The sequence below is a fragment of the Duganella sacchari genome (assembly GCF_900143065.1).
Classification (GTDB): Bacteria; Pseudomonadota; Gammaproteobacteria; order Burkholderiales; family Burkholderiaceae_D; genus Rugamonas; species Rugamonas sacchari.
On the sequence record NZ_FRCX01000004.1, the window covers coordinates 78932 to 91832 of the forward strand.

General features: G+C 66.1%; 14 protein-coding genes and 2 tRNA genes. 14 read left to right on the forward strand and 2 right to left on the reverse strand.

What is annotated here, in order from left to right; genetic code table 11:
* The first annotated feature begins 5 nt into the window (after window positions 1-5).
* The 7 genes from uvrC (at window position 6) to BUA36_RS09415 (ending at window position 5459) form a co-directional block, all read left to right on the forward strand.
* The gene (gene uvrC, locus BUA36_RS09385; RefSeq protein WP_072783839.1) at window positions 6-1865 is read left to right on the forward strand and encodes an excinuclease ABC subunit UvrC; all 1860 of its coding nucleotides are present in this window, start codon (window positions 6-8) and stop codon (window positions 1863-1865) included.
* A 96-nt stretch (window positions 1866-1961) separates the two neighbouring features.
* The gene (gene pgsA / locus BUA36_RS09390) at window positions 1962-2543 is read left to right on the forward strand and encodes a CDP-diacylglycerol--glycerol-3-phosphate 3-phosphatidyltransferase (protein WP_072783841.1); all 582 of its coding nucleotides are present in this window, start codon (window positions 1962-1964) and stop codon (window positions 2541-2543) included.
* A gap of 98 nt (window positions 2544-2641) precedes the next feature.
* A tRNA-Gly gene (locus BUA36_RS09395) sits at window positions 2642-2717 on the forward strand.
* Window positions 2718-2764: 47 nt separating this feature from the next.
* Window positions 2765-2840 (forward strand) — tRNA-Gly (locus BUA36_RS09400).
* Window positions 2841-3056: 216 nt separating this feature from the next.
* Window positions 3057-3494 (forward strand): DUF305 domain-containing protein, encoded by a 438-nt coding sequence (locus BUA36_RS09405; RefSeq protein WP_072783843.1) that lies wholly within the window; start codon window positions 3057-3059, stop codon window positions 3492-3494.
* A 115-nt stretch (window positions 3495-3609) separates the two neighbouring features.
* Entirely contained in the window at window positions 3610-4134 is a 525-nt protein-coding gene (locus BUA36_RS09410; protein WP_229255652.1) for a DUF2231 domain-containing protein, read from the forward strand.
* Entirely contained in the window at window positions 4134-5459 is a 1326-nt protein-coding gene (locus tag BUA36_RS09415; RefSeq protein ID WP_072784611.1) for a PQQ-dependent sugar dehydrogenase, read from the forward strand. Before BUA36_RS09410 ends, BUA36_RS09415 begins: the two co-directional genes overlap by 1 nt.
* Before the next feature lie 3 nt (window positions 5460-5462).
* On the opposite strand, the gene nhaA is transcribed toward BUA36_RS09415, so the two are convergent.
* Both nhaA and BUA36_RS09425 read right to left on the reverse strand, forming a co-directional pair.
* A complete protein-coding gene (gene nhaA / locus BUA36_RS09420) occupies window positions 5463-6626 on the reverse strand; it encodes a Na+/H+ antiporter NhaA (protein WP_072783845.1) in 1164 nt (387 codons plus the stop codon).
* A 78-nt stretch (window positions 6627-6704) separates the two neighbouring features.
* Window positions 6705-8024, reverse strand: a complete 1320-nt coding sequence (locus tag BUA36_RS09425) for a chloride channel protein (protein ID WP_072783847.1) — start codon at window positions 8022-8024, stop codon at window positions 6705-6707.
* A gap of 78 nt (window positions 8025-8102) precedes the next feature.
* Between BUA36_RS09425 and BUA36_RS09430 the strand changes: the two genes are divergently transcribed.
* From BUA36_RS09430 to BUA36_RS09460, 7 genes are all read left to right on the forward strand, one after another.
* Entirely contained in the window at window positions 8103-9170 is a 1068-nt protein-coding gene (locus BUA36_RS09430; protein ID WP_139260446.1) for a hypothetical protein, read from the forward strand.
* Entirely contained in the window at window positions 9160-10374 is a 1215-nt protein-coding gene (locus tag BUA36_RS09435; RefSeq protein WP_072783852.1) for a cation:proton antiporter domain-containing protein, read from the forward strand. Before BUA36_RS09430 ends, BUA36_RS09435 begins: the two co-directional genes overlap by 11 nt.
* A complete protein-coding gene (locus BUA36_RS09440; protein ID WP_072783854.1) occupies window positions 10367-11395 on the forward strand; it encodes a YbdK family carboxylate-amine ligase in 1029 nt (342 codons plus the stop codon). The genes BUA36_RS09435 and BUA36_RS09440 overlap by 8 nt, the downstream gene beginning before the upstream one ends.
* A gap of 106 nt (window positions 11396-11501) precedes the next feature.
* Window positions 11502-11804 carry a hypothetical protein gene (locus tag BUA36_RS09445; RefSeq protein ID WP_072783856.1) on the forward strand — a complete coding sequence of 101 codons (303 nt, stop codon included), beginning with the start codon at window positions 11502-11504 and terminating at the stop codon, window positions 11802-11804.
* A gap of 56 nt (window positions 11805-11860) precedes the next feature.
* A complete protein-coding gene (locus tag BUA36_RS09450; protein ID WP_229255653.1) occupies window positions 11861-12061 on the forward strand; it encodes a DUF5985 family protein in 201 nt (66 codons plus the stop codon).
* Between the two features lie 7 nt (window positions 12062-12068).
* Window positions 12069-12338: a DUF5985 family protein gene (locus tag BUA36_RS09455; RefSeq protein WP_072783858.1), complete on the forward strand. Its 270-nt coding sequence runs from the start codon at window positions 12069-12071 to the stop codon at window positions 12336-12338.
* Window positions 12339-12367: 29 nt separating this feature from the next.
* Window positions 12368-12889, forward strand: a complete 522-nt coding sequence (locus BUA36_RS09460; protein ID WP_072783860.1) for a MarR family winged helix-turn-helix transcriptional regulator — start codon at window positions 12368-12370, stop codon at window positions 12887-12889.
* The last annotated feature ends 12 nt before the right edge of the window (window positions 12890-12901 follow it).

A 12901-nucleotide genomic window follows, 5' to 3' on the forward strand; every position in this document is an offset into this window, starting at 1 on the left:
AAGTAATGACTGATCTGGAAGCCAAGCCGGACCCGCGTGAGCAGGTCCTCGCCACCGTCGCCAAACTGCCCAACCTGCCGGGCGTCTACCGCTATTTCGACGCCGAGGATAAAGTCCTCTATGTCGGCAAGGCGCGCGACCTGAAGAAGCGCGTCTCGAGCTATTTCCAGAAAAACCTGAGCAGCCCGCGCATCGCCATGATGGTCGAACGCATCGCGCGGCTGGAGACCACTGTCACACACAGTGAGGCGGAAGCGCTGATCCTTGAGAATAACCTCATCAAGGCATTGAGCCCGCGCTACAACATCCTGTTCCGCGATGATAAATCGTATCCGTATCTGAAGATCACGGGCGGCGATGCGCCGCGCATGGTGTACTACCGCGGCGCCGTCGACAAGAAGAACCAGTATTTCGGGCCTTTCCCGAGTTCGTGGGCGGTCAAGGAATCCATGCAGATCCTGCAGAAGGTCTTCCAGATCCGCACCTGCGAGGAGAGCGTCTACGCCAACCGCACGCGCCCCTGCCTGCTGCACCAGATCGGCCGTTGCAGCGCGCCGTGCGTGGACCTGATCAGCAAGGACGACTACAAGCTGGACGTGGAAAACGCCGCGCGCTTCCTGCGCGGCCGTCAGTCCGAGGTGCTGGAAGACCTGGAAAAGAAAATGCACGCCTATGCGGCTGACCTGAAGTTCGAGCAGGCGGCATCGGTGCGCAACCAGATCCAGTCGCTGTCGCGCGTGCTGCACCAGCAAAGCATGGAGACCACGGGCGACGCCGACGTCGACATCATCGCCGTGCTGGTACAGGGCGGGCGTGCCTGCGTCAACCTGGCCATGGTGCGCGGCGGCCGCCACCTGGGTGACCGCGCCTACTTCCCGACGCACCTCAGCGATGCCGAGGCGATTGCCGAAAATGCGATTGAGGTGGAAGTGCTGGCCGCCTTTCTGGCCCAGCACTATGCCGACAAGTTCATCCCCGGCACGCTGATCCTGAACATCGAGTTTGATCATCCGGCACTGATACAGGCCTTGCAGGAACAGTGTGGCCACCGCATCAATCTGATCTTCCAGCCGCAGGACCAGCGCCGCAAATGGCTGGAGCTGGCGCAGAAGGGCGCCGAGATCTCGCTGGCGCGGCTGCTGTCCGAACAGGGCTCGCAGCAATCGCGCACGCGCGCACTGGTTGAAGCCTTGCAGCTGGAGCCGGAAGATATCGACACCTTGCGCGTGGAGTGCTTCGATATTTCGCATACGCAGGGCGAAGCGACGCAGGCTTCGTGCGTGGTGTTCCATCATCACCAGATGCAGAACGGCGAATACCGCCGCTACAACATCAACGACATCACGCCAGGCGACGATTACGCCGCCATGCGTCAGGTGCTGTACCGCCGCTACGAGAAGGTCGCCAATGGCGATGGCGTGATGCCGGACGTGGTGCTCATCGACGGCGGCAAGGGCCAGATCGAAATGGCGCGCCAGGTGTTTGCCGAGCTGGGGCTCGACATCAGCCTGATTGTCGGTGTCGCCAAAGGGGAAGGGCGCCGTGTCGGACTGGAGACGCTGATGTTCGTCGACGGCCGGCCGTCGCAGGAACTGGGCAAGGAGTCGGCCGCGCTGATGCTGGTGGCGCAGATCCGCGACGAAGCCCACCGCTTTGCCATCACCGGCATGCGCGCCAAGCGTGCCAAGACGCGCCAGACCTCGCGCCTGGAGGAAATCGAAGGTATCGGCGCCAAGCGTCGCCAGCGCCTGCTGGCCCGCTTTGGTGGCCTGCGCGGCGTTGTGAACGCCAGCGTGGAAGATCTGAAAACAGTTGAAGGTATCTCCAGCGCCCTGGCGGAAGAGATCTACAAACAGCTGCATTGAGTGGGCAGCAAAGCAACGGTGCTGGTTTAATATGCCACGTCAAGGTAGACTAGCGGCGCATTATAAATTTTCACGGCCGCACTTTATTTTGAGCTTATGCCCTTCAATATTCCGATTCTGTTGACCTGGTTGCGCGTTGCGCTGATTCCGCTGGTGGTGGGCGTCTACTACCTTCCCACCAATGTGCTGCCGGTGGCGGATCAGAACCTGGCGGCCACGCTGGTGTTCATCATCGCCGCAGTGACCGACTGGTTCGATGGCTTCCTGGCCCGCCGCTGGAATCAGACCTCGGCGTTTGGCGCCTTCCTCGATCCGGTGGCCGACAAGCTCATGGTGGCCGGCGCCTTGCTGGTGCTGGTGCAGCTGGACCGCGCCAATGCCGTCATGTCCTTCATCATCATTGGCCGCGAGATCGCCATTTCGGCGCTGCGCGAGTGGATGGCGCAGATTGGCGCGTCCAAGTCGGTGGCCGTGAGTTCGCTGGGCAAAATCAAAACCACCGCACAGATGACCGCGATTCCGCTGCTGCTGTTCCACGACGTGCTGTGGGGCGCCATCGACAGCCAGTTCTGGGGCGCGCGCTTGCTGGAGGTGGCGGCGGTGCTGACTGTGTGGTCGATGTTCTACTACCTGCGTCTGGCATGGCCGCTGATCAAGGAAAAATCCGGCCAGATCTAATCGTATAAACAATATTTTTGATTCGGCAAATTTTTACCATTGACAGGCTCCATAGAACCTCTATAATGCTGGCCTGTTGTTGATGACGACGAAGCAAAGCGGGAGTAGCTCAGTTGGTAGAGCGCAACCTTGCCAAGGTTGAGGTCGAGAGTTCGAGACTCTTCTCCCGCTCCAGTTTCTCCGGAAGCTAAGTGGCGTAGTAAAAAGTAGTAACACTCCATGCGGGAGTAGCTCAGTTGGTAGAGCGCAACCTTGCCAAGGTTGAGGTCGAGAGTTCGAGACTCTTCTCCCGCTCCAGTATTGAAGAAGGGCAGCCCGGTGGGCTGCCCTTTTTGCATTAAGTCCAACACGTCTTCCCAAAACTTCGGACCATCAGTGAGGTAGTGCGGCTGCTTATCGTTCAATCGCGGAAGGTGAGGTCAAACATGAAGCAGATGTAAACCCTGCGGATGATGCTCGCGCGGCGGTGGGCGCTAAGTTGCTACCATGTGCGTTTTCTACGAGGAGGACGACATGAGCTATGCGAGATTCTTCCAAATGATCGGCGCTGGTACCGTCATCATGTTTGGCTTGATGTATCTGAACACCTATGAACCTGACCATGTGTTCTTCAGCGAAACCCGTGCCTATATGGCGCTGATCATGACGCTGGTTATGTTGGCCTTCATGTGGAAAATGTACCCGCGCCGCAGCGTCAACCTGGCCATCGTCGCCGGCAGCGTGGCGGTGTTCGGCGTGTCGCTGTGGCTGGTCCGCAGCCAGGACACAGTGGACGACCTGTCCTATCTGCGTGCCATGATTCCGCACCACTCGATCGCCATCCTGACCAGCAGCCGCGCCCATCTCCATGACCCCCGCGTGCGCCAATTGGCCGACGGCATCATCACTACCCAGCGCAAGGAGATCGGCGAGATGAAGCAATACATCGCCGACCTGGACAAGACGCGCTGAGGCTGGCCATCCCGTCGCAGGCGACGATGTCCGCATTGCGTGCGATGCACCACAGACGCTGGCGCCACGGCGGGCTATGTTAAATGTCTCACCCACGTTTTGCGAGGAGGTTGACATGGTCACCCAAGCCGCATTCCCCCACGCAGCGGAGCGGCGCAGCGGCGCCGTCCCGCTCGCCCCAGCGCCAGTAGCAGTGCGCCAGCTTGACGCACCACCGCGCTCGGGTTTGGCCCAGCAGCCGGTCTACGCGCTGCTGGTGCAATTCCCCGCCGTCTGCTTCACCGGCGCCTGGATCGCCGATCTTGCCTACTGGCGCACCACACTGTACATCTGGCAAACCTTCTCGGTGTGGCTGCTGGCCGCCGGTTGTGTCGCCGCGGCGCTGGCGGCCGTCGCCGGCCTGCTGACCTGGATCCTGCACGCGCCCGTGCGTGCGCCGCGGTTCGCCGCTGCCCATGCCGGCACCAGCGCCGTGGCGCTAGCCGTGTCGGTGCTGAATCTGCTGGTCCACAGCCGCGACGGCTACACGGCGGTGGTCCCGGGCGGCATCGCGCTATCCAGCGTGGCGCTGCTGTTGATGCTGCTGGCGATCTGGTGCGGCTGGCCGCGCACGGCGCCGGTGCGCGGCGGGAGCCAGTGATGGGCGCGCTGATCACGCCCGCGCTTGGCCGCGCGGCAGGCGCATTGCTGGCCGGGGCTGTGCTGCTGGCGGCCTGCGACCGCGGCGACCCGTCGCAGCAGGCCGCCCAGTACGGCGCCGCGCCGATGCTGCCGGCGCCCAAGGCCTATCTGCTGCCGCCGATGAAGGTGGCGCCGGCCGCCGGCTGGAAAGTCGGCGAAACGCCGACCGTGGCCGCGCCGCTGCATGTGCTCGCGCTGGCCACCGGCCTGCAGCACCCGCGCGCGGTATATCCGCTGCCCAATGGCGACATTTTGATTGTCGAGTCGAACGGGCCGCACGCGCCGGTGTTCCGGCCCAAGGACCTGGTGATGGGGCCGATCAAGGCGTATGGTGGCTCGGCCGCCAAAGGCGGCAACCGCATCACGCTGGTGCGTCCGGCCGGGCCCGGCGTGGCGGCACTGCGCAGCGTGTTCCTCGAGAACCTGCACTCGCCGTTCGGCGTGGCGCTGGTCGGCAATGAGCTGTACGTGGCCAACGCCGACGCCCTGATGCGCTATCCCTACACGGAGGGCGCGACCCGCATCACCGCCGCCGGCACCAAAGTGCTGGACCTGCCGGGCGGCCCGATCAATCACCACTGGACCAAGAGCCTGCTGGCCAGCGCCGATGGCAGCAAGCTGTATGTCGGCGTGGGGTCGAACAGCAATATCACGGAAAACGGCATGGCCGCCGAACTCTACCGCGCCAACATCCTGGAGATAGACCGTGCCAGTGGCGCGCTGCGCATCTTCGCCAGCGGGCTGCGCAACCCGAATTCGATGCAGTGGGAGCCCGACAGCCACGCCATGTGGGTGGTCGTCAACGAACGCGACGAGATCGGCCCAGACCTGGTGCCCGACTACCTGACTTCGGTGCGCGAACGCGGCTTTTATGGCTGGCCTTACAGTTATTACGGCGCCCATCTCGACCCGCGGGTCCAGCCGCAGCGGCCCGACCTGGTGGCGCAAGCCATCGTGCCGGACTACGCCCTGGGGTCGCACGTGGCGCCGCTGGGACTGGCCTTTAGCGGCCAGTCGCCCGCCATGCCGGCCACGCTGCGCGCCGGCGCGTTTGTCGGCGAACATGGCAGTTGGGACCGCAATCCGGTCAGCGGCTACAAGGTGGTGTTCATCCCCTTCAGCGGCGGCCGGCCGGTTGGCCAGCCGGTGGATGTGGTGGGCGGCTTCCTGGTAGATGGCCGCATCCGCGGCCGCCCGGTGGGCCTGGCGATGGACCGCCGCGGTGCGCTGCTGATTGCCGACGATGTCGGCAACACGGTGTGGCAGGTCAGCGCGGCGCCGTGAGCGCTAGCGCTGGCGCCCGGCGCTGAGGCGCAGCCATCCATAGCCAGCCATGCCAGCGATCAGCGAGGCGCACAGGACGGCCAGCTTGGCACCGCTGACCACCGCCGGCGCCGCAGGGAAGGCCAGGTTGGCGATGAAGATGGACATGGTAAAGCCAATCCCGCCGAGCAGGGCAGCGCCGGCCAGATGGCGCCACGCCAGTCCCGCCGGCAACGGGCACAGGCCGCTGGCGACAGCAAGGCCGCAGGCGAGGCCGATGCCGGCCGGCTTGCCGATGCACAGGCCAAGAATGATGCCGAGCGCGTTGGGGCTGGTCAGGCCGTGCAGCCAGTCGCCGCCCAGTGCGATGCCGGTATTGGCCAGTGCGAACAAGGGCAGGATCAGCCACGCTACGGGCTGGTGCAGCGCGTGCTCGAGCCGGTGTGACGGCGAGGAGGTGTCGTCGCAGCGCGACGAATACGGGATGGCAAACGCCAGCAGCACGCCGGCAATGGTCGCGTGTACCCCGGACTTGAACATCAGCAGCCACATCACGGCGCCGCCCAGCAGATAGGGCCACAGTGCTTGCACGCGCGCCAGCCGGTTCAGCAGCAGCAGCCCGGCCCATACCAGGAAGGCGGCGGCCAGATACGCCAGCGCGACGTCGGCGGTGTAGAACACCGCGATGACCACGATCGCGCCCAGATCGTCCATGACCGCCAGCGCGGCCAAAAACACTTTGAGCGAGGCCGGCACGCGCTGCCCCAGCAAGGCCAGCACCCCCAGCGCAAACGCGATGTCGGTGGCCATGGGGATGCCGAGTCCGGCCTGGGTGGTGGTGCCGCGGTTCAATGCGAAATGGATCAGCGCCGGCGCCGCGATGCCGCCGGCAGCCGCCAGCCCGGGCAGCAGGGCGCTGCGCAGGTCGGACAATTCGCCGTTGTACAGTTCGCGTTCCAGTTCCAGCCCGATGAGCAGGAAGAAGATGGCCATCAGGCCGTCATTGATCCAGCGTTCGACGCTGAGCCCGCCAAGCGGGGCGTGCCACAGATGGCGGTAGGCCTCGCCAACGGCGGAGTTGGCGAGCGCCAGTGACAGCGCAGTGCAAGCGATGAGCAGGAAGCCGGCGGTTTTTTCCGAGCGGACGAAGGCGGTGAACGTGCGGGAGAGCAGGGTGTCGAAATGCATGGGCGCGACCTTATCGCGCGGCGGCCCGACCAGCGCAATCCCTGTTTCGCCCCGATGGCGGAAACACCCAGCGCGTGATTATACCCGGCTGGCGGCGTTGGCGAGCTGCTGCTGGGCCAGCACGGCATAGAGCGGCGCGCTGATCACTTTGGCGATGGTGCGCGCGATCATGGCGCAGGCCATCAGGCTCAGCACCATGGCGTGGCCGTCGACCATCTCCATCACGATAATGAACGAGGTCAGCGGCGCCTGGGTGGCGGCCGCCAAGAAGCCGACCATGCCCAGCGCGATGAGCGCGGTGGCGCTGGGCAGGTGAAACCACTGGGCGACGTCATTGCCCAGTGCGGCGCCGATCGCCAGCGACGGCGCGAAGATGCCGGCCGGCACGCCGGACCAGGTGGTCAGCCAGGTCGCGGCGAATTTGAGCAGAAAGAACAGCGCCGGCACCGCTTCGCGCCCCGCCACCATGGCGCGCGTGTGGCCATAGCCGCTGCCAAAGGTGGCGCCGGCCGAGACCAGCCCGATGACAGCCACCAGCAGCCCGCACAGCACCGCAAACGCGACCGGATGGGCAGCGCGCAGCCGCGACAGCCCATCCTTGCCCTGGCCCAGTAGTGAGGCTTGCAGCAGCCGTGAAAAGACGCCGCCGGCCAGCCCGCTGAGCACGGCCACCACCAGGCCGGGCAGTAGCAGCGACCAGTCGATGCCGGTGGCGCGGATGATGCCGAAGTATGTGGCGTTGCCGTAGATCGAGACGGCCATCAGGCCGGCCAGCACGATGGCCGACATCAGCAGGCCGCTATTGCGCTGCTCCGGCGTGCGCGACAGCTCCTCGATGGCGAACATGATACCGGCCAGCGGTGTGTTGAAGGCAGCGGCAATTCCGGCCGCGCCGCCGGCCACCAGCAAGCCGTGCGCGCTGACCGCCGTGCGCTCCGGCAGCCAGCGGCGCGCGCTGAGCATGATGCCGGCCGCGACCTGCACCGACGGCCCTTCGCGGCCGAGCGACAGGCCTGCCAGCAAGCCCCAGGTCGTCAGCGCGACTTTGGCGATACTGAGCCGGATGGACACCAGCCGGCTGGTGACGGCCGGGGTGGCGCCGGGATCCAGGGCCGCCATGACCTGGGGGATGCCGGAGCCGGCGGCCGCGCTGAACCAACGCCGGGTGATCCAGACGATGGCGCCGGCACAGCAGGGCGTCCACACCAGTGCCGCCACCGGTTGCCCGGCAAACAGGCGCATGAATAGCTCAATGGCGCTTTCGCCGGCCCAGGTGAAGGCGGCGACCATCAGGCCGGCCGCGCACGCCGTCGCCATCACCACTGCGCGGGTTGCCCAGATCCGCCAGTTGCGGAATTCCCGCGCGAAGGTGGCGGCGGTGTTGTGGTGGATTTTCATGGGGCGTGCGGGGCAGCGAGCGGGCCGGCGGTGAAATACATTTGTGCAAATGTACTTTGCTGCCATATGATTTGTCAAATGGAACGACATCAACCAGGGATCGGCGCCCCTGCTTGGCGCCGGCATGTGGTCGCTGCGCTCACCTTGTGCGGGGCGGCCACTGCAGCGTCGGCAGCCACGCCAGCAGCTGGCGCGGGGTTGCCGCTGCTGGCCAGATCGTTTGCGGCCATGAGCGCGCAACGTCCGCTGTTTTGCGAGGCGCCCGCCGCCGGTCCCGACGGGGGGCTCGGCGCGCCGGTGCAATGCGCTTGGCGCCAGCGCCTCATGATGCAGCGCTGGGTGTTTGATCAGGGCCGCGCGACCGGCTGTATCAGTGCTGCTGCGCGGTGGTGGCACTGGCGCCGCCAGACCGATGCCGCCTCTGGCGTGGCGCCGGTCTGGGATGCCGCCTGGCAGCGCCAGACCTTGCTGGTGGACGATGCCAACCCGCGCGCACCACAGCGCATGAGCCTGATCGCCATGGAGGCCGATGGCAGCTGGAGCGCCACGACCTGGCGCTGGTCGCCGCCCGAGCGGGCCGTGACCCGGCGCTGGGAACAACAGCGCTGGGACCAGTTAAAGCAGGCATTGCAGCAGTTGCCGACACCGGCCGACGCCGACAGCAGCGCGCCGGCGCTGGCGCTCGGCTACCGTGGCCTGCAAGAGCGTGCCGCCGAACGCACCGGCGCAGCGCTGCTGTGGGCGCTGGGCGGCCAATGCCTGCGCCTGAGCGCGCTGCCGCAGGCCGATGCGCAGGCGTTGCCGCTGCCGTATGCGCGCGAGGACAGCCGGCTGGAACAACGCGCGGCGATCCAGGTCCAGCTGGCGCGCACCGATCCGGCGGCCACCTGGCCTGCCGTGTTCCACCTGATGCTGCCGAGCTTGCCGCACCAGCGCAGCGCCACCTATGCGGCCGTGGCGCGCAGCCATCTGCGCCTGATCGGCCATCTGTGGCTGCCCGCACGCAGCGCGCCGCCCTGGCACTTGCAACTCGATACGGCACTGGCGGCAAAGCCGGAGTCGGCGGCGGCGCTGCGCGTGATGGCGGTGCTGGAGCGCGCAATGGCGGCGCTGGCCGGGATCTGGGTGGCCGACCATGAGCGCTGAGCTGCAGGCCTGGCCGTTGTGGCTGACCTCGCCGTTGGCGCTGCTGGGCGCCGGCTTGCTGCTGGCCCAGGTGCTGGGCCTGTTGCTGGCAGCGCGCGGCCTGCCCAGGCTGTACGGTGCGGTGGCCTCGGGCTTGCTGCTGGGCGTCAGCGGCGCGGGCCTGATCGACGCTGCCGTGGCGACCCAGTTTCAGGAATTGTTCAACGCCGCCACGGCGCTGGTGCTGTTCGAGGTCGGCCGCAAAATGGATCTGGCCTGGTTGTGGCGCAGCCGGCGCCAGGGCGCCAGCCTGCTGCTGGCGTGCCTGTTGCGCGGCACGGTAGTGTGGGCGCTGCTGGCGGCGTGCGGCTTGCGTGCCGGCGAGGCTGGCTTCATGGCGGCGATCCTGAGCGCGTCGAGCCCGATTATCCATTCCTCCATGGTGGCCGATGCCCGCGCCAGCGGCGTGACGGTGTTCGCCGGCGCCAATCTGGTCGGCCTCGGCAATGTCTTGGCGCTGCTGGCCCTGGCCCCGAGCATTGCCTGGCTGCGCACCCAGGTCGACACCGAGACGGCCGGCTATGGCGCCGAGCTGGTCAAACAGCTGGGGCGCCTGGCGTGGGGGGCGGCGATTGCCCTGTTATGTTATGGCTTATACGCGCTGGCAACCCGGCTCAGCCGTGCCCGCGCGCACCTGCGGCCCGGCATGCTGCTGGCGGCGCTGCTGATGGACCTGGGGCTATGCTCGGTCAGCGCGGCCAGCGCGCTGCTGTCGCTGCTGCTGATGGGCGTGTTGCTCCGCAATGCGGAAAAACGTGATAACGTCTTCCAGGCCGAATTGCGCACCGGCCAGGACATCGGCTATGCCCTGCTGTTCATGCTGTCGGCCTCGCTGGTGCAAGTCGAGCAGCTATGGCATTGGCAAACGCTGCTGGTGGCGCTGACGGTGTTTGCGGCGCGGGTCGCGGTGACCCGGCTGGCGCTGGCGCCGGCGACCGCGTGGGGGCGCCGCAAGAAGCCTGCGCTGGCACTGTCGATGTATTCACTGGTCAGCTTCGGTTCGCTGATGGTCGACAACTCGATGGCCGGCTACCCGGGCCTGAGCGAGCCGGCGCAACAGATCATGGCAGCGCTGCTGGCCCTGAACGTGCTGCTGGCGCCGGGCTTGACCTGGTACGGCCTGCACCTGGCCGGCGAGAATCACGAAGAGGAACTGCATGAATGAGTCTACCGTCACTGCCGCCGCCGCCCAGGCGCTGGCCGTTGCCGGCCAGGGCCCGGCTTACTTGCCGCCCTTCGCACAGGCCCGGCTGGGCACCATGGGCATCGAGCTCGAATTGATGGTGCTGGATCGGCTGACCTACGACCTACTGCCGGCGGCGCCAGACATCTTGCAGCTGCTGGAGCAGCAGGACAAGCGCTGGGTGGCCACGCCGGAGATCACCACCTCGATGCTGGAGGTGGCCACCTCGATCCTGGACAACTACCAGCAGGCGCTGGCCGAACTCGAGGATATACGCCACCGCGTCGAACGCGCGGCGTTTGCGGTGGGCGCGGTGATTTCCGGCGGCGGCGCCCACCCGTTCCAGCAGTGGCGCGACCAGCGGATTTACCCGAAAGCGCGCTACCGCGAATCGGCGCGCAAGTTCGGTTATCTGGCCAAGCTGTTTACCGTGTTCGGCATGCACGTCCATATCGGGGTGCCGAGCGGCGACGAGGCGGTGCGCTTGTGCGCCTGGCGGACCCAGCGGGCGCCGCTGTTTATCGCGCTGTCGGCCAACTCGCCGTGCTGGCAAGGCGAAAATTCAGGCTTTTGCAGCGCCCGCAGCAACGTGGTGGGGGCCTTCCCGATGAGCGGCACCATGCCGGCGCATATCCGGTCCTGGCAGCAGTTCGAGCAGCATTTTGCGCGCCTTGCCGCGCTGGGCATTGTTACCAGCGTCAAGGATTTTTACTGGGATGTGCGGCCGAAACCCGAGTCTGGCACGATAGAATTGCGCGTGCTCGACACCCCGCTCCATCCGTCCTTTGCGGCCGCGCTGGCGTGTTACGCGCGCGCCTTGTGCGTCGAAGCGAGCCGGCCGCCGGAGCGCTGGCCCGTCGATGACGGCCTGAACTGTACACCTGGAACCGCTTCAACGCCGCCCGCGACGGCGTCGCTGGCACCTGGATCGATCCGGAGACGGGCGCCGCGCGCGGCATCGCCGAGGCGCTGCTGCGCGATGGCGGCCAGGCCCGCGGGTTGACGGCACAGTTGTCCGCCGGTTATGGCATTAACGATCTGGCGCGGCATGCGAGTGAACTGTTTGGCCAGCCTTCGCCGCGCTGGCCGGCCTATGCGGGAGCGCGCTGATGGTGGCGCCAACCGTGCCCGATGATCTGCGGCGTTTCATTTTCACCAGCATTGCCTCGGTCCCGCACCTGGAGGCGCTGTTGCTGGCGCGTTCGGCGCCGGCGCAGGAGTGGGATACCGCTGCAGTAGCGCGGCGCCTTTACATCGCCGATCGCCTTGCCCGCAAGGTGCTCGATTATTTGCGCGCGATTGGGGCGCTGAGCGCGGCCGGGGCCGCAGCCTCGCCGGTTTATCGCTATGCGCCACGCACGGCGGAGCTGCAGCAGTTTGCCGACGCATTCACCTGGAAAAAGGAGGTCTGAGATGGCGCAACTGATCTACGGGCTCTGCACGCTGACCTCTGGCATGCGCCTGGCTGTTGCTCAGTACGTACCGGCGCAACCGGGGGCGCTTGCTGTTCTGGAGCGGCCTGTGTTTTATCGGCATGTCGGTCAACAACATCCTGCTGGTGCTCGACAAGCTGGTGTTTCCCGAGATTGACCTGTTGCCGTTGCGTCTGGTCAGCGCGCTGGTGGCATTGCTGCTGTTATTGTTTGGCCTGATTTACGAAACCAAGTGAGGCTCGGATGATCTTATTTCTGACAGGCGCCATCGTCATGGCGTCGGCCGTCATCAGCTTGTTTTTCCTGCGCTTCTGGCGCAGTACCGGGCAGCGCTTCTTTTTGCACTTCGCCCTGTCGTTCCTGGTCGAGGCCCTGCACCGCGCCTACTCAGCCTGGGACGGCGCCGTGCACGAGGACTCACCCTACCATTACCTGGTGCGCCTGCTGTCGTACGGATTGATCCTGTGGGCGGTGGTGGAAAAGAACCTGCCGGGCCGCGCGCCCCACCGCTGAGACGCCGGCATTTGCGCTATCATGCGGGCATGCTGCCGAACCCGCCTGACTCCCCTGACGCCGATCCCGCTGCCGACGAACGGTCGCGTGAACCCCCGCCCGCCACGCGGGTACTCCGGCAGTTCCGCATTGTCTTCAATGCGGTGAAGAGCCATTTCCGCAACGTGGAAAAAGCAGCTGGCATCGGCGGCGCGCAAGTATGGGCGCTCAGTGTGGTTGCCCAGCATCCCGGCATCGGTGTTGGCGAACTGGCCAAGGCGCTCGATATTCACCAGACGACCGCAAGTAATCTGGTCAAGACGCTGGCGGCCCAAGGCCTGGTGGCGCCGGGGAAAAGCGAGCACGACCGGCGCGCGGTCGCGTTGCGGCTGTCGGAAGCGGGAGCTGAGCGCCTGGCCAAGGCGCCCGCGCCGTTTGCCGGGGTCTTGCCCGGTGCGCTAGCCTCAATGGATGAGCAGGCCCTTGCCCGGTTGGAGCAGGACTTGCACGTTTTGATCGAGATTCTCCAGGCCGAGGATACCGGGGCCAATACCCCGCTGGCCGATCTTTGACGGCCAGCTGAC